Genomic DNA, 16,079 nt, shown 5'->3' on the forward strand with positions numbered 1-16,079 from the left:
TGTAGGAAATTAAAAATCATAATTAACGGAGTTTTTCCAATGTCTACTGCATTTTACATCCCTACAATCAACTTCATGGGTACTGGCTGTCTGAAGGATGCTGCTGATAGCATTCAGTCTCAAGGCTTTAAAAAAGGTCTGATCGTAACTGATAAGATCTTGAATCAAATTGGTGTTGTTAAGCAGGTACAAGACCTTCTTAGCCAGCGCGGCGTAGACGCAGTTGTATTCGATGGCACTCAACCAAACCCAACCATCACTAACGTGAACGATGGTCTAGAATTGCTGACTGACAACGATTGTGATTTCGTTGTTTCTCTAGGTGGCGGTTCTCCACACGACTGTGCAAAAGGCATCGCTCTGGTTGCTTCTAACGGCGGCAAGATTGCAGACTACGAAGGCGTAGACCAATCTGAAAAGCCAATGATGCCTCTTATCGCTATCAACACTACAGCTGGTACAGCATCAGAAATGACACGTTTCTGCATCATCACTGATGAGGAACGTCACATTAAGATGGCTATCGTTGATAAGCACACTACACCGCTTATCTCAGTAAACGATCCTGAGTTGATGCTTGCTAAGCCTGCGTCACTAACTGCTGCAACCGGTATGGATGCGCTAACCCACGCCATCGAGGCTTACGTTTCTATCGCAGCAACACCAATCACAGATGCTGTAGCGATTAAAGCGATTGAACTTGTACAAGCGCACCTAAGAACTGCAGTGGCACACGGCGAAGACATTGAAGCTCGTGAGCAAATGGCTTACGCACAATTCATGGCTGGCATGGCGTTCAACAACGCGTCACTGGGTTACGTTCATGCAATGGCGCACCAACTGGGTGGTTTCTACGACCTTCCACACGGTGTATGTAACGCTATCTTGCTACCACACGTTCAACGCTACAATGCACAAGTGTGCCCTGAGCGTCTTCGTGATGTTGCAAAAGCAATGGGCGTGAATGTGGAAGGCATGACAGCAGAGCAAGGAGCAGAAGCGGCGATCAATGCGATTGTTCAACTTGCAAACGACGTGAACATCCCAACGGGTATCGCACAGCTTGGTGCTAAGCTCGAAGACATCCCTACTCTATCTGACAACGCACTGAAAGATGCTTGTGGTTTCACTAACCCTAAACAAGCAACTCACGAAGAGATCTCAGCGATCTTCGAAGCAGCAATGTAATCTAGTTTCTGAAACAAATCGATAAAAACACAAACGGGCTCACCTTCTGAGCCCGTTTCTTTTATCTGTCCAATCCCTTTCAAACCTTTGCTTTCCCCACTCCCTAAAGCCTTTAATCAATAGCCACTCATCACGAAAAAGTCGCATTGTTGCGATCGCTTGGTTATAGTTAACCTATTGATATACAGAATAACAAACAGGTTCCATTGAGTCGTAGGATAGCTAGCACCTCATTATTGGCGTCACTCATTTCATACTCAGTTCAAGCAGAGGAACAAAATGAGTGTCACAGTCAGCCGTTAGAAGACGCCCCTGTCGAAAAAGCCTACCACTTCCTGAACAGTAAGTTTTGCCAACCTGCGTTGTGGTTTGATAGCTTCTTTGTGGATGACCGTATTACCGAAGATGCCAGAGCGGGTACGTCTGTACGTTGGTATAACGATTTTATTTATTCTGAAGGCGGCGATGTCGACTACTCCACAAAACTAAAAGCGCGTTTACACCTCCCCTTTGTGAGTAAGCGTCTGAAATTAATCTACGAATCTGTCAGCGATGAAGAGTTCTTGGATTTCTTCCCGCAAGATTCTGAGGAATTAGAAAGTGCACTTGGTCTGCGTTACGACGCCTATGCCAAGGGATATAGCAGCTTCAATATTAAGGCGACATTACGACCGCGTATCGAAGCTCGCTACCGTTTTACCTACCCTCTCACAACCGATGCGGTATTCAGGATTACCCAGCGTGTATATCAAGAAAAACAAGAGACTGGCGAAATCACTGACATCGATTTTGATCTTTCCTTAAGTGATGATTTCTTGGCTCGATGGTCGAGCTTTGCGGGGTATAACGACGACCTTAAAGGTTGGAACTATGGTACGGGATTAACCTTGTATCACTACCTTGCCCAAGACCAAGCGCTGCAATATAGCGCCACGATTAATGCAACGGATGAGCCTTATAATCATTACGAATACGCTCAAGTTTCGATTACCTACCGACAAAATGTATGGAAAGAGTGGCTGTTCTACGAACTCATTCCTCGTTATCAATGGGAGCGAGAGCCCAATGAGAAACATACCGAAGAAGCCAACATCACCCTTCGACTTGAAGTCCTGTTTAACAATGTCTAGCTCAAGCACGTTTAGTTATTGTTTGTGATATGAGCATCGAGAGATAAGAACATAGGCACAAAAAAAGCACATCATGCGATGTGCTTTTCAATTATATAAAGTTCAAGCTGAAACCTTAACCTTTATAATTTCTCACTCGTGCCGCTTCTGCTTCACGTTTATCGACAACCGTCTTACCGATTGGCGCTAACGAGATAACCGCTAGTTTAAGGTGTTGAATCGCGAACGGAATACCGATGATGGTAATGAAACACGCCACAGCTGACATGATGTGACCAATAGCCAACCAGATACCCGCAAACAAGAACCAAATAATGTTACCAATCACACCTAGCGGACTCGTGCCAATGTCCATTTCATTGGTCAGCTCATCACGAGAAATTGCTTCCTGACCAAATGGGAAGAATGAGAAGTTACCCATAACAAAACATGCTCTGCCCCATGGAATACCAACGATGGTTAGGAATGCGAGCAGTCCGAAGAACCACCAAGCTAGCCCCATAAATACGCCACCGAACAGAAACCAAATGATGTTTCCTATTGTTTTCATTCTGTATTCTCCAAATCTTTGAATGCTGTTTATTTAATATGCCGAGTAAGGCAATGATTGTTGTAATAGGTTCATTATTGTTGAACCTTTATGAACTGTTTATGAATCACTTACATTTTATGTGATTGATACACGCCACGAAACGTCAAATCCGCATAGGGCAATTTGAATTTATTTGATACCATTCAGTTATCACCTAAGCACTGACTCAACAACGAATTTAAGGCCGAATCTATGAGCAATACAGAGCAACCTAAAAAGAAAATGAAGAATTGGGTGCCTATCGTCTTCTTCGGACTTCTAAGCACAGTTCCAGTATTCATGTTCCTAGTCGACGTCTACATCAACCAGTATATGTAACAGAACCGTCATCCTAGCTGCATAAATGGATACTGGACCAACGGTCTGTATCCATTTCAACTAGATCATTTATTCCGCAGTCAGCTCTTCTGTAATCAACTTTTCCGTAATCAAATCAGCTCTTCGTTAATAAAATCAAGAATGTCGATCAGCTCATGATCAGGCAGATTCAGTAAGTTATCACCAACATACCATTCAATCTTACATTGGTTTGGCAACTCGCTGATCGCTGGGTTTCCTATCCAAACCTTGTGTTTCTTTGCTATGTTATCTCTCACAATAATACCGTCTTCATAGCTCACTGGTAAATAAAGATGAAGCATGTTGACCTGAGGTTGCTGTGGGTTAACCGTGAACTGAGGATAATCTTGTAGTATTTGATAAACCTGTTTGGTGCGTTCGTATAAAGCAGGCATCAATTCTAATCGCTCATCAAACTGCATCGCGGCTGAAACCACATAAGGCGTTCGGTGATAAACATTGCCACCTTGGCGCTTCATCCACGCAGATGCTTTCGCTACAAAGGCTTTATCGCCCAACAGTAACGAACCACCAAGGCCGTTGAGACCTTTGTACAGCGAAACATAAGCACTATCGAAGCCCTGAGCAATCTCGCGGTATGATTTTTGGTAATACGCGCCACATTCCCACAAACGCGCACCATCCATATGAAGGTGAATCGATTGTTCTTTACAGTACTGCTTTATAGCTTCAAGCTCTTCCCACTCTGGCAGTTGGCCGCCAATTTCGCGCATCGGCAACTCATACAGAGCGGCGGCAATCTCATCAGGCCACGCCTTTAAGTCATCAACATTCCAAGTGCGAAATACGTTGCCGACTGGAAGCACGTTGAAGCGATTTTGGAGCTGATACCCTTGGCGTTCATGACGTATGATATGACTCGACTCATGCATCGCTACTACTGGGTTTCTTTTCTCTTGGCACGCAATTTCTAATGCTGTTGGTTGGTTCATGGTACCGGTAACCACAAACACGGCAGCTTCATAACCAAGCAGCTCTGCGACCTTGTTTTCAAAGCTCTCAATAAACTCACCATCACCGTAGCTATCATGGCTCACATTATGTGTTTCACACCATTCAGCCATCTGAGCGAATGTCTGTGCTGGTGTCGGTTCTAGGTGACCGGAAAGCAACAAATCACATTGTTGACGCAAGTCCATGCTCATAGTTTTTCCTTTATTCATTATCGTTCTATGTAGGGTTATGGGATTATTTACGTTACCCACCAAAGGTGACATAAAATGCCCATATTCGCTTTTACTATTCGTGAATAATTAGTTTTACTCAGTCATCGGCTACTTGCACCTGAAATACACAAAATGACTGATGTCTTATATAATTAAACATAAAAAAGCACGCGTATCTAAATTGAGAAGTATGGGCTAATTCGTTGTTGTTCAAGCATTCTTCTATTATTGTATAACTATAATTCCAATAAATATTATTCGTTAATGGACAAAGAGGGCTATATGTCGAAAAATCGAGTCTTGGTGCTATTCGCCCACCCTTCTCAACATCGTTCTGAAGCAAACAAACCCTTATTTGAGCAAGCCAAACGTATTGAAGGCGTAACCTGTGTCGATCTCTATGCAGAATATCCTACATTCAAAATCAACATCGATCGTGAACAGAAACGCCTGCTAGACCATGACATCATCATTTTTCAGTTCCCTTTATATTGGTACTCGACACCGGCAATTCTTAAAGAGTGGCAAGACCTCGTTCTAGAATATGGCTTCGCTTACGGAACCGATGGCAACGAACTACAAGATAAAAGCTTACTCTGCTGTATCACCGCTGGCGGTAAAAAAGACGCCTACCAGAGTGATGGCTACAACCATTTCACTATTCGAGAACTGCTTCATCCAATCGAACAAACAGCTTCACTGTGTGGGATGACCTATCTCGCGCCATTTGCTCTATTTGGTTCGCGTACCGCTTTGGAAGAGAATCGTATTCAAGAGCATGTCGATAGCTATAAAGTACTGTTAGAGGCGCTGGTTGCTGACGAGATCAATATTAAAAAAGCCAGCAAAGCAGAAAAACTAAACCACTACGTAGAAGAACTAATGGCAGAGGTTAAATAATGACGGGATATTTTCTACAAGCGTTTATCTACTTGGTAGCAGCTGTCATCGCGGTGCCTATTGCTAAGCGACTCGGGTTAGGTTCAGTTCTAGGGTATTTAATTGCTGGTGTTGTGATTGGCCCAATCATAGGCCTGGTAGGTGAAGAGACCACAACCATTCAACACTTTGCCGAGTTCGGTGTTGTTATGATGCTGTTCTTGGTCGGGCTTGAGCTTGAGCCGAAGATGCTTTGGGCAATGAGAAACCGCCTTATGGGACTGGGTGGCTTGCAAGTTGGTGGTACTACCGCGATTGTAATGGGTATTGCCCTATTCTTCGGCCAACCTTGGACGATCGCGCTGACTATCGGCTTGATCTTCGCACTGTCATCTACCGCGATTGTTCTCCAAACCTTTAACGAGAAAGGGCTCTCCAAGACAGAAGGCGGCAAGAATGCTTTCTCGGTCTTACTGTTCCAAGATATTGCCGTCATCCCTATGTTGGCGTTTATCCCTCTATTGGCGTTGCCAGAATTAATCGAAGCTGCACAAAGCGCGGTCGCTTCGGCTTCTGATCACCATGAAGAGTTGAGTCTTGTTGCTGGCCTACCCGGCTGGGCTTATGGCCTTGTGATCACAGCATCTATTGCGATTGTTGTGGTCGGCGGGCACTTCTTGAGTCGTCCACTGTTCCGCTTTGTGGCGAGCTCAGGCCTACGTGAAATCTTTACTGCAACCGCACTGATGTTGGTGATTGGTATTGCTGCACTAATGAGCCTCGTCGGCCTATCACCGGCTTTGGGTACCTTCCTTGCGGGTGTGGTTTTAGCAAACAGTGAATTCCGCCACGAACTTGAGTCTAATATCGATCCGTTTAAAGGACTGCTACTTGGCTTGTTCTTCATTACGGTAGGTGCAGGCATCAATTTTGATGTTCTATTCAACGACTTTGGTTTGATCATTGGCCTCACTCTTGGCGTTATGCTACTTAAAGCCTTAGTGTTATTTACATTGGCGTTAATCTTCAAAATTAAAAACAGTGACCGTTGGCTGTTTACATTGAGCTTGGCGCAAGCCGGTGAATTTGGTTTTGTACTACTTAGCTTCTCGGCTCAAAACCACGTATTGCCTGCTGACATCGTCCAAACTCTGTCGCTGGTTGTGGCACTTTCAATGTTCCTAACACCAGGGCTGTTCATTCTATTTGATAAAGTGATTCTCCCTCGTTACCAACAAAAATCTAACGACCGCGAAGAAGATACCATCGAAGAGAAAGGCACCGTTATCATTGCGGGCATTGGTCGATTCGGTCAAATCGTTAACCGTTTGTTGGTGTCGAACGATGTCAATACGGTGGTTCTGGATCACCAAGCTAACCAAGTAGACTTACTACGTTCCATCAACATCAAATCTTACTTCGGTGATGCCACTCGTCATGACTTATTGCATACCGCCGGTATCGAAGAAGCAGCGATGTTGGTTGTGGCTATCGACAACCAAGACTCAAGTGTTGAATTGGTGAAATATATTAAACACACCTACCCTAGTGTGAAGATCTTGGCACGAGCATTCGACCGTGGTCATAGTTATCGCCTAAAAGAAGCTGGGGCAGATTCTGTAGTATCCGAAACTTACCACTCTGCACTTGAAATGGGAGCAGAAGCCTTGCGCTCTTTAGGGCACCACCCATTCTTCGTCGAGCAGCAAAAATCGACGTATCAACGTGTTGAGAGCCGTAAGTCTGAAAAGCTTTACCAAGCTTGGTCTGAAGCGGAAGAGAACCCACGTTACGACAACAACTACCGACAAATCTTCATTCACCTTGAAGAAGCAATGAAAGAAGATATGAAGAAAGACCGCTCGGATAAGCACTCTCGCTCTGAACGTGGTTGGACCCCACCACCGAAGGGCTATGCTGATGGTTTTGAGGAAGACGAGTCTTAAGCAGAAGTCCAAGCTACAGCTCTAGATGACCATGCTATTCAACCATCAAAAGCGGCTATTTAAGCCGCTTTTTCTTTCATCTCACCCCTACAACACGTCAAATGAGCACAAGTATCAGCTGCTGAAACTCGTAATCCGAGAAATTTGTGTGATCTAGCTAAAATTTTTAATTTCTGACCACATAGCAAAAGTGGATTCAATTTTTACATTATTGAAACATTCCAACCCTGCATAAACCACAACATAAACATGGCTATATATGCACTCATTCCTGCCATTCAAGCATCCACCCAATTCATAGCGACCACTCTCTAAGGATTGAATTACATTGCATATATCTAAATGCGTCGCAAAAGCCCCAATAAACCCATTCATCAATCAAATAAACAATGTACGACATTCACAAATTCAAACCATCAAATTTAACATAAACATTTCAAAGTGTGTCTACCGTTACAATTTGTAACGAATGACGGTTGTCGGTATAGTCCTGCAATTCAAAAAGTGAGACCTTTGCGCTCACCTTAAAGGAGATATAATAATGATTACTAATGATGCTGTAATAATGGGCATGTTAGCTGTTATTCTTGGCGGTGTTTTTATCACGGAAAGTAGCCAAAATAGCGCACTGAAAAAATTCTACTCGTTCGTTCCGGGTCTATTGCTCTGTTACTTTGTTCCTTCTCTATTGAACAGTTTAGGCATCATCGACGCATCAAACTCAAAGCTGTACTTTGTTGCAAGTCGTTATCTATTGCCAAGCGCACTCGTTCTACTGATCATCTCAGCTGACCTACGCAAAATCTTCGGCCTTGGCTCAAAAGCCGTCATCATGTTCCTAACGGGTACTGTCGGCATCATCATTGGTGGCCCTTTGGCGATTCTAATCATCGACCAAGTTAACCCTGACCTCGTATCTGGCGATGTATGGCGTGGCCTTACAACTGTTGCTGGTTCTTGGATCGGCGGCGGTGCAAACCAAGCAGCAATGAAAGAAGTATTTGAGGTTGATGACCAACTCTTCTCTGCAATGATTACGGTAGACGTTATCTGTGCAAACATTTGGATGGCAGTGTTACTTATCATGGCTGGTCGTCAGAAGAAAATTGATGCATGGTTAAAAGCAGACACATCATCTATCGAAGAGCTAAAAGAGACGGTTTCTAAATACCAAGAAGAGAACGCTCGCCCAACAACTACAACCGATCTCATGAAGATCACAGCAATTGCCTTTGGTTTAACGGGGTTGGCTCACTTATTCAGTGACATGATTGCACCGTGGATCTCAACCAATGCGCCAGAACTAGCAAAATACAGCCTAACATCTGGCTTCTTCTGGCTAATCGTTATGGTAACTACGTTCGCCTTGATCGCTTCGTGCTTCAAATCAACACGTAGCCTAGAGCACAGTGGCGCATCAAAAATTGGTTCAGCGTTCATCTATATCTTAGTTGCTACCATCGGTATGCAAATGGACATTACCGCTATCTTTGATAACCCAGGTTACTTCTTCATTGGTATTACATGGTTAACTATCCATGCCCTACTCATGATTGCGATGGCGAAAATCATTCGTGCACCGCTGTTCTTCATGGCAGTAGGTAGCCAAGCTAACGTTGGTGGCGCGGCATCAGCTCCAGTGGTTGCAGCAGCATTCCACCCAGCACTAGCTCCAGTAGGTATCTTGATGGCGGTACTAGGTTACGCATTAGGTACATACGGCGCTTACATCTGTGGTCTCATCATGCAGGTCGCTGCTGGCTAATACGACTAGCGCCAACAATCTGTTGAATTTTAAATCCGATATTGGTTCGCCAATGTCGGATTTTTTATGCGCGTTGCCAAGAGGTGATGAAACAGGAATTAAAACTTAAAATCATGCTTATATTTAATTATTAGAGCTTACTAAACGACTATTTCTACGTCCTTCCTAAACCACACTCGATTAATTACTATTTTTCTACTGTCTTGGCATTGTTAACATTCAAAGAAATTTAACATCGGTTAAATTTATACATACATCTGTCATATTGCGTAGCAAGACGTATGTGTTTAGCATCTAACCCCATAAAGAAAACGAAACTTAGAGATAGAGCCCCCACTAAAGGAAAGTATGGCGACAAGCCAAGTCCTGCAAGATTGAAAGTCGCCATACTCCGAAAGCGTATAACAATAAATATATGAATGGTTATAGAATAAAGTTATCCCAAATGACTTGTCTCAAAGAACCAAACACTCCCACAAAGAACATTTTCCTCTAGGAGTAGAGATGAAGAATTGGAAAGTAAAATCGACAAAGCTAGTTAAAGGTCAGTACCTAGATTATCGGATCAGAGCGCACAACATAAACATTGACGCGAATGGGCTTTTAGAGTTTTACGACATGGGTGTCGTTGTATCGAGCTTTAGCAGTGACGAATGGTTTATCTGCTACCAAACCAATGTATTTGGCTACACCAAGAAAAGCCACTGTAACCCATTTCAATTTGCTCACTGTAAACAGCTCAAAGAGATAGAAGAAGCAAGGCAAGACCTTGTCACTAACTCGCCATTAGCGCTATTTATTAAAAATCGAAAATGTAGACCAAACCCGGTTGGTAGAAAACCAAATTTTTAGTGAGTTTAAGTTACGAGGAATATACAGAATGAGAAATATCCTTGATAAATTTAAAAAAGACATTGGTGTTTGGTTGTTTTTAACAGTCATCTTTAGTTATTTTATCTATGCTTCATTCAATATATGTTGGAGTGACATATTCAGTTAAGTGGCTAAAGCTATCCTGATTAATATCAATACCAAAGCTTTAGCCTATTTAATGTCATAAAGGAAATATAACTAGTCGAATAAAGACGCCAGTTTATTTTCCACCACAGGGCTGACATTAAAACTCAACATAAAATCGGGACGCGTTTCTTCGTCCTTCTCAAGGTAATAGTTCGCTTCAATGCCAAACTTCCAAGGGCGTCCATTCAGAACCGTTGTTTTGCTAACACTGATGTTTAACGGAATTTCCGCCTGATCCTTATTCCAGTCGTACGAGAATGTCGGCGCAGAACCTACCGTCCAACCACCTCCTAATATCTCAACCCAAAACACTTGTGTCGATGTCTTGTTGATTCGAGTATCAGAATGGTCAGCGCCGTGTCCAGAAACGCCATACAAGTGGTTTGGGAACATACCGACAACTCGTTCACTACTCGCCTTCCCGACCATAAACTCTGGCCCGACAGCAAATTGATCCGCCGTTAAGTCACTACTGCCCGTTGGCAACGAAGCAAAGAGACCGAACGCGACAATAGTACCGCCCTCCATTTTAGGCGCATAAGCTAAGTCAAATGAGATGTCTGTAACGCCAGACTGATCCATATGCCGCGAGCTTACTGGCGTATCCACATGGAAATCGTTCTGTACATAAGAGAGCGCCGGGCGGAAGATCACTTTGTCACCGTTATCCATAGGAAATGGCAATGTCGGCTGTAACACGGTCGCGAAAGCATCTCCTCCACCATCGTAACCACCTAAATACTGAAGCTTTAAATTGAGACTAGCGTAAGCTGTGTTTGGGTTTGCAAGTTCCTTTGCTGCCTGTTCTGCTGCTTGATCGCTTTCAGCTTTCGAAATGTCGACCTTAGCGCTAGCAAAATTCGGCGTTAATAATATTCCAGTTATTATCAGTGCAAGTGGTTTACAAGCCATGAGTCCTCTCTTTAATAGTAAAACAATAAGGTATAACTGCTTATTGAGTATTTTAGAGATTACTGGGCAGTAAAATGGCCATTAAGTGACAGAGAGATAGGTTAACCCTAGGTAGAATTTAGATACAAAAATGCCCCAAATCGCTTTGAGGCATTTTCAATTAATCAGGCAGCTCAGGAGTGTTTACTCCTTTTGCTTATTCCCAATCAAGAATTACTTTACCAGACATACCAGAACGCATCATGTCGAAGCCTTTCTGGAAGTCGTCCACTTTGTAGTGGTGAGTAATGATTGGTGTTAGATCTAGGCCAGACTGGATTAGTGAAGTCATTATATACAAGAAGAATTACTAATGGTGATAAGGTCGCGAAACATTTTCTTACCAAAATAAAAGCCGGGTTAATAATAAGTATTTTTCATCTTAATTTTAATCTATTGAGCCAGTCAACACATCGTCAACGCACTTAAGCACGAGGTAATGATAAAATAAGATATGATCTGTGCTTATATATTATTTTATATTTCTAGCTTTATACTCAGGGTTTTATAAAACTTCCTAGCTAATTCTTTATTTTTTTCAGATGATTTTTTGTCATGCATAGTTGTCCAGAAACAAGATTTTATCAAGTTTTTTATTTCATTTCTTGTCATGCTAACTGGGGTTGATAGGGCTACTAGCTCTAATAAAAGCAAACAAATATCACTATTAAATGCAGCTATTTTATAAGCATCATAAGCTAGACAAAATGCAGCTTTTGGCTTTTTTTCTTCTCGTAGTTTTAACGCATTGAGCTTATTGTTATGTGATGTTGACATCCGAGATTTAACCACTCGAGTAATTCCTTGGTATAACTCCAACTTACTAAGCATTATTGATTCATCTTTCTCCTCTCCAACTAATATTTTTGCTACATTCATCGTTTCTTTATAGTCACTTACTAACCCACAAAGTGCATACATTTGAGAAACTACTATCGTTGTATAGAAGTTATTATACTTAATTTCTTCCGTTCTTAAATTTATTGAAATTAGATATGCATCATGAAATTTATTCTCACAACAGAGCAGTATTGATGCTAGTGAATTTAACATTACCCCATACTCTATATCTTCTTGATAATCATTAATGTATGACTCTCGAGAATGAAATAAGTCATTCCTTATATCATCAATTAGTATCTTATCTTTATCTTCAATAAAGCTAAGCAATTTCGCTAATATCGATATACATATTAATTTTGGGTCGAACTTACTGGTACCTTCAACTTTCTCTGAGTATCTCTGATAGCCTTGAGTTGAGGCATCAAAATCACCAGTTGAAAACAATAAGTTTGCTAAAACCAAATCTCGTTGCGGATTAGCTGGATTTACTTTTTTTAGAAAACCAAACTCAGATAAAGCACCTAAGATGTCATTTGAAGCAAGCATACACATTGCTAGATTTTTTCTTGCAATCGGATGGGTTGGTTTTAACTTTAATATGCCCTTAAATATGTCTTTCGCTTTCTCATATTCTCCTTCAATCCTTAGAGTGTTTCCATAACCAATTTCTGGCCACAGGGAGTCAGAGATCTTACTCGCTTCAAGATATATTCTCTTTGCTGACTCAATCTCATTTAATTTCAAATGGCAATCAGCCTCAATCCTAAGTATGTAAGGTGTGTATTGAGGGCTGTCAAGCTTAAGCTTTTCGCATAGAGAGATTGCAGCTGCAAATTTTCTATTATCAACGAAACTAATTAGAGGATGTAAAACTTTTTTTCTATTTATTACCTTTTTCAGTCTATCAATAAGATCGTTCGCTTTAAATGGTTTTATTAGATAATCATCTGGTTCTAGTTCGATAAAATAAGTTATTACACTTAAGCTATTATCCCCAGTTAGGCATATGAATACAGAACTATTATTAAGTAATTTTTTTGTTTTTATCTCATCGAGTATCAATGCCCCATCGATATGATGATTCATATTATAGTCGCAAAAAACAATGTCAAAGAAATTATTTTTTAGTATTCTAAGAGCCTTTTCGCTTTCTGTCGTACTATCAATATTTTCGTTTTTAAAACCAAACCTAATTAACATACTTTTTAACAATGAAACGAAAACTTGCGAATCATCTATTATAAATATAGTTTTTTCAAAAAACATAAATTACAATCCAACATTACCAAAAAACAATACATTCATGATTAATTTAACAACATAAATATAATTATTATTCACTAGAACAATGAAGATTGAAGGATATCTATTGCTTTATAGTATTCTAATTCTTCATCAAATAAATCACTGTTTGGATCAAGGCCATCTTTGATTAAAGATATTTGCTTTACCATTCTCTTATCACAACATAAAATATGTGTTGCTAACCAATTTACTAAAAAATCAAAAAGTTGAGATAACTGAATTTCATTCAATCTTGAAGAGGCATCGATAACAGATCCTATACTACTAATGAATTTTTCATGTTCACAATGATGTTTTTTTATGTGATCTTTGGGTATGCCTGACCTTGCCATAATACTTTCCTCTTCAGAAAAATGATATATAGTGTAGTTAGATAGATCGTTAAGTGTTTTTTGTATCTCTTTTTTGTCATTTTCTTTTATTTCCTCACCATATCTATTTATTAAATCTACTAATTTTTTATGTTGATGATCTATACTATCAATACCAACTTCGAAGTCTTTACTCCATTTTAAGAAACTCATTAAAAAACCTTATAATTAAACAACTTTGATATTTCATTGTTTGATAACGGTTTGGAGTAGTAAAACCCTTGACCGATATTACAACCTAAGCTTATTAATGTACTTTTTTGTTCTTCGGTTTCAACTCCCTCCGCTACAATTGATAAACCTAAATTAGTTGCTAAATCTACCACTGATTTAACGATTACTTGATCATGTGTACTGGTTGAAATATCTTGAACAAAAGATTTGTCTATTTTTAAAATCTTTGCATTAATTATTTTTAGGTACGATAGAGACGAAAAACCAGTACCAAAATCATCGATGACAATATTAAATCCAACTTGCTCTAACTGTTGCAGCACGTATATGGTATTTCCTGAGTTGCTCATCAGCACCGACTCAGTAATCTCTAGTTCAAAAAAGGTAGGAGATAGCCCCTCATCAATAATTATATTAGTGATATCCTCAAAGAAATCTGGATGCTCTAACTGTTGTACCGAAATATTTATAGCTATCCTGCCTGGCAACACCCTACCTTCTAATTGCCAATGACGAAGTTGTTTGCAGACGACCTTAATGACCCACTTACCAATAGGGCACATGATTCTGTGTTTCTCGGCAATAGGTATAAACTCCGCAGGATTAATAATACCAAACTCAGGTTCGTTCCAGCGAAGCAGGGCTTCAACGCCTGTAACTTGCCCAGTATCTAAATAAAATTTGGGTTGATAGACCAAATAAAATTGATCTTTACTTTGTCTGATTGCCTGATTTAGCCTGTTTGATAGTTCTAATTCGCGATAAAAGCGTATGCCTACCTGTTCTGTGTAGAAGACAAAGTTCCGCTCAGTAGATTTAGCTTCGTACATCGCTAAGTCTGCATGCGATAGTAATTCATTCATTGTTGTGCCATCTGAAGGCCATGTTGCTGCACCGATACTAACGCCAAGAAAAGCTTCTTGGCCTTTATTAATTTGAATCGGTCGACTCAGCTCTGCTGCTAATTTAGTTGCCAACTGTTCTGTGCTTTCTTGCGTTGGTTTCCGGTGAACCACAACAAATTCATCGCCTCCAACTCTAGCGGCTAAATCATTAGGCGAAATGACTTGTGCAATACGTCTCGCAACTTCTTTTAGTGCGGCATCACCAGCAAGGTGACCACAGCTATCGTTTAATTCTTTAAATCTATCTAAGTCTGCAAATAAGATCGTAAACCCGCTCTCTTGACTTGGTTGCAAGTCCACAAGCTTGTTAGTTTCTTCAATAAAGTAGGCTCGATTAGGCAAATCCGTTAGGCTGTCAAAATGAGCTAGTCTCTTAACGCTTTCCTCAGCGGCGACTTGAGCAGTAATGTCTCTTTTTTCTGCTACGTAACAAATAACATTTCCTCTATCGCACGTTACCGGGGATATAACAGCTTCTTCAATGTACTCAGTGTTGTCTCGATGGATATTAAAGAATACTCCCTTCCAAGAGTTTCCTGCCTGTAATGTGCGGTACATATCGCGGTAGGTATCTGCCGGAGTCTTATTTGATTTTAATAGTCTTGGATTTCTTCCAAGAACTTCACTAAGTGCAAAGCCACTTAACTCTTCAAATTTTTTGTTGGCATATATAATGTTTTTATTCACGTTGGTGATGACAACAGCGTTTGCACTTTGATCGACAATAGAGAAGAAAAATGACAGCTTTTCTTCTTCCCCCATCACAGAAATACTCTTTTTTGGAATTAATGGTGACTCGGTGTAATCTTTATTGAGCGCGTCCGAAAGACAATAGTTACCTAATATGTTGATGGATTTATCTGTTTTCATATTTATTTCTTTAAGCTAGAGAGCTGATAACACATTCTTTTTAGTTAACTTCTCATTGTTATAAACCAATTGAAGACCCATTAATTTCGCTATACTTTAAATTCATTGTCATCACTAACACCCAAATGAAAGCGCTTTCTTTGCGTGTTAATCTCACAGAGAAACGCGACCAAAATTTCGGTTTTCTGCTGAACAATCGTCTCTACATAAACAGTTAAGCCATCTATTAATCCGGCCTTTGCTTTAAGTCTTTGAAAACTAACAATCACAGCCTTAATGGATAAGAGGCGGTCAACTCAAATCATTCACCCTTCGTATGCAATAGACTTTATGCATAGATTAACATTCAGTTTTATGACTAACTTGATACAGATCATCCATGAAAACGCTTTCTTTGATAATTTATTCGTGATTAGTTAATTTTTTATAAATCGCAATCCGTTACTATATAGACTTTCTAGCTTCCTCCAAGAGAACATCGAAAGTAGATAGATGCTTATAACCTTAAACAAGCATTAGTAGCAAAAAAGAAATATGCGGTGTCATACCCCATTGACTTGATAGAACCTAAACACTTTTTACGCTTATGTCTGCCCAGCTCAGTCTAGTACTCG

Annotated in this window: 13 protein-coding genes and 1 pseudogene; 7 read left to right on the top strand and 7 right to left on the bottom strand. The window is 40.6% G+C overall.

The features are described from left to right. The first annotated feature begins 39 nt into the window (after positions 1-39). Together yiaY and ATB74_RS06650 are read left to right on the top strand one after the other, a co-directional pair. On the top strand, positions 40-1,188 hold the full coding sequence (gene yiaY, locus ATB74_RS06645; protein ID WP_048660391.1) for an L-threonine dehydrogenase: 1,149 nt from the start codon (positions 40-42) through the stop codon (positions 1,186-1,188). A 206-nt stretch (positions 1,189-1,394) separates the two neighbouring features. Beyond that, positions 1,395-2,318, top strand: a complete 924-nt coding sequence (locus ATB74_RS06650; RefSeq protein ID WP_061017410.1) for a hypothetical protein — start codon at positions 1,395-1,397, stop codon at positions 2,316-2,318. A 115-nt stretch (positions 2,319-2,433) separates the two neighbouring features. On the opposite strand, the gene ATB74_RS06655 is transcribed toward ATB74_RS06650, so the two are convergent. After that, on the bottom strand, positions 2,434-2,868 hold the full coding sequence (locus ATB74_RS06655; protein WP_032544929.1) for a YccF domain-containing protein: 435 nt from the start codon (positions 2,866-2,868) through the stop codon (positions 2,434-2,436). A gap of 234 nt (positions 2,869-3,102) precedes the next feature. Here ATB74_RS06655 and ATB74_RS24475 point away from each other — a divergent pair, with 234 nt between their 5' ends. Continuing rightward, a complete protein-coding gene (locus ATB74_RS24475) occupies positions 3,103-3,228 on the top strand; it encodes a hypothetical protein (RefSeq protein ID WP_017098479.1) in 126 nt (41 codons plus the stop codon). A gap of 110 nt (positions 3,229-3,338) precedes the next feature. Here ATB74_RS24475 and ATB74_RS06660 read toward each other — a convergent pair whose 3' ends face one another. Further along, positions 3,339-4,415: a threonine aldolase family protein gene (locus ATB74_RS06660; protein ID WP_061017412.1), complete on the bottom strand. Its 1,077-nt coding sequence runs from the start codon at positions 4,413-4,415 to the stop codon at positions 3,339-3,341. 303 nt (positions 4,416-4,718) lie between these two features. Here ATB74_RS06660 and ATB74_RS06665 point away from each other — a divergent pair, with 303 nt between their 5' ends. The 4 genes from ATB74_RS06665 to ATB74_RS06680 all read left to right on the top strand — a co-directional run bounded on the left by ATB74_RS06665 (position 4,719) and on the right by ATB74_RS06680 (position 9,878). Further along, positions 4,719-5,336, top strand: coding sequence for an NAD(P)H-dependent oxidoreductase (locus tag ATB74_RS06665; protein ID WP_061017414.1), 618 nt, complete (start codon positions 4,719-4,721; stop codon positions 5,334-5,336). Further along, the gene (locus tag ATB74_RS06670) at positions 5,336-7,261 is read left to right on the top strand and encodes a monovalent cation:proton antiporter-2 (CPA2) family protein (protein ID WP_061017416.1); all 1,926 of its coding nucleotides are present in this window, start codon (positions 5,336-5,338) and stop codon (positions 7,259-7,261) included. Before ATB74_RS06665 ends, ATB74_RS06670 begins: the two co-directional genes overlap by 1 nt. A gap of 541 nt (positions 7,262-7,802) precedes the next feature. Further along, positions 7,803-9,026, top strand: a complete 1,224-nt coding sequence (locus ATB74_RS06675; protein WP_061017417.1) for a DUF819 domain-containing protein — start codon at positions 7,803-7,805, stop codon at positions 9,024-9,026. Positions 9,027-9,530: 504 nt separating this feature from the next. Then, entirely contained in the window at positions 9,531-9,878 is a 348-nt protein-coding gene (locus ATB74_RS06680) for a hypothetical protein (RefSeq protein WP_061017419.1), read from the top strand. A 219-nt stretch (positions 9,879-10,097) separates the two neighbouring features. Here the strand turns inward: ATB74_RS06680 and ATB74_RS06685 are convergent, their stop codons facing one another. From ATB74_RS06685 to ATB74_RS06700, 5 genes and pseudogenes are all read right to left on the bottom strand, one after another. Next, complete coding sequence (locus ATB74_RS06685) at positions 10,098-10,958, bottom strand: hypothetical protein (protein ID WP_061017420.1); 861 nt, start codon at positions 10,956-10,958, stop codon at positions 10,098-10,100. A 196-nt stretch (positions 10,959-11,154) separates the two neighbouring features. Then, a pseudogene (locus tag ATB74_RS23720) lies at positions 11,155-11,295 on the bottom strand (L-threonine 3-dehydrogenase); the annotation flags it as partial. 179 nt (positions 11,296-11,474) lie between these two features. Further along, on the bottom strand, positions 11,475-13,106 hold the full coding sequence (locus ATB74_RS06690; RefSeq protein ID WP_061017422.1) for a response regulator: 1,632 nt from the start codon (positions 13,104-13,106) through the stop codon (positions 11,475-11,477). A 74-nt stretch (positions 13,107-13,180) separates the two neighbouring features. After that, positions 13,181-13,669 (bottom strand): bacteriohemerythrin, encoded by a 489-nt coding sequence (locus ATB74_RS06695; protein WP_061017424.1) that lies wholly within the window; start codon positions 13,667-13,669, stop codon positions 13,181-13,183. Beyond that, positions 13,669-15,465: a putative bifunctional diguanylate cyclase/phosphodiesterase gene (locus tag ATB74_RS06700; RefSeq protein WP_061017432.1), complete on the bottom strand. Its 1,797-nt coding sequence runs from the start codon at positions 15,463-15,465 to the stop codon at positions 13,669-13,671. Before ATB74_RS06700 ends, ATB74_RS06695 begins: the two co-directional genes overlap by 1 nt. Between the last annotated feature and the right edge of the window lie 614 nt (positions 15,466-16,079).

This window comes from Vibrio splendidus, assembly GCF_001557875.1.
GTDB lineage: Bacteria > Pseudomonadota > Gammaproteobacteria > Enterobacterales > Vibrionaceae > Vibrio > Vibrio splendidus_F.

Bases quoted from the DNA above. Each gene is read 5' to 3' on its own strand.
- yiaY (WP_048660391.1), top strand. From the start codon at position 40: ATGTCTACTGCATTTTACATCCCTACAATCAACTTCATGGGTACTGGC.
- ATB74_RS06655 (WP_032544929.1), bottom strand. From the start codon at position 2,868: ATGAAAACAATAGGAAACATCATTTGGTTTCTGTTCGGTGGCGTATTT.
- ATB74_RS24475 (WP_017098479.1), top strand. From the start codon at position 3,103: ATGAGCAATACAGAGCAACCTAAAAAGAAAATGAAGAATTGGGTGCCT.
- ATB74_RS06660 (WP_061017412.1), bottom strand. From the start codon at position 4,415: ATGAGCATGGACTTGCGTCAACAATGTGATTTGTTGCTTTCCGGTCAC.
- ATB74_RS06665 (WP_061017414.1), top strand. From the start codon at position 4,719: ATGTCGAAAAATCGAGTCTTGGTGCTATTCGCCCACCCTTCTCAACAT.
- ATB74_RS06670 (WP_061017416.1), top strand. From the start codon at position 5,336: ATGACGGGATATTTTCTACAAGCGTTTATCTACTTGGTAGCAGCTGTC.
- ATB74_RS06675 (WP_061017417.1), top strand. From the start codon at position 7,803: ATGATTACTAATGATGCTGTAATAATGGGCATGTTAGCTGTTATTCTT.
- ATB74_RS06680 (WP_061017419.1), top strand. From the start codon at position 9,531: ATGAAGAATTGGAAAGTAAAATCGACAAAGCTAGTTAAAGGTCAGTAC.
- ATB74_RS06685 (WP_061017420.1), bottom strand. From the start codon at position 10,958: ATGGCTTGTAAACCACTTGCACTGATAATAACTGGAATATTATTAACG.
- ATB74_RS06690 (WP_061017422.1), bottom strand. From the start codon at position 13,106: ATGTTTTTTGAAAAAACTATATTTATAATAGATGATTCGCAAGTTTTC.
- ATB74_RS06695 (WP_061017424.1), bottom strand. From the start codon at position 13,669: ATGAGTTTCTTAAAATGGAGTAAAGACTTCGAAGTTGGTATTGATAGT.
- ATB74_RS06700 (WP_061017432.1), bottom strand. From the start codon at position 15,465: ATGAAAACAGATAAATCCATCAACATATTAGGTAACTATTGTCTTTCG.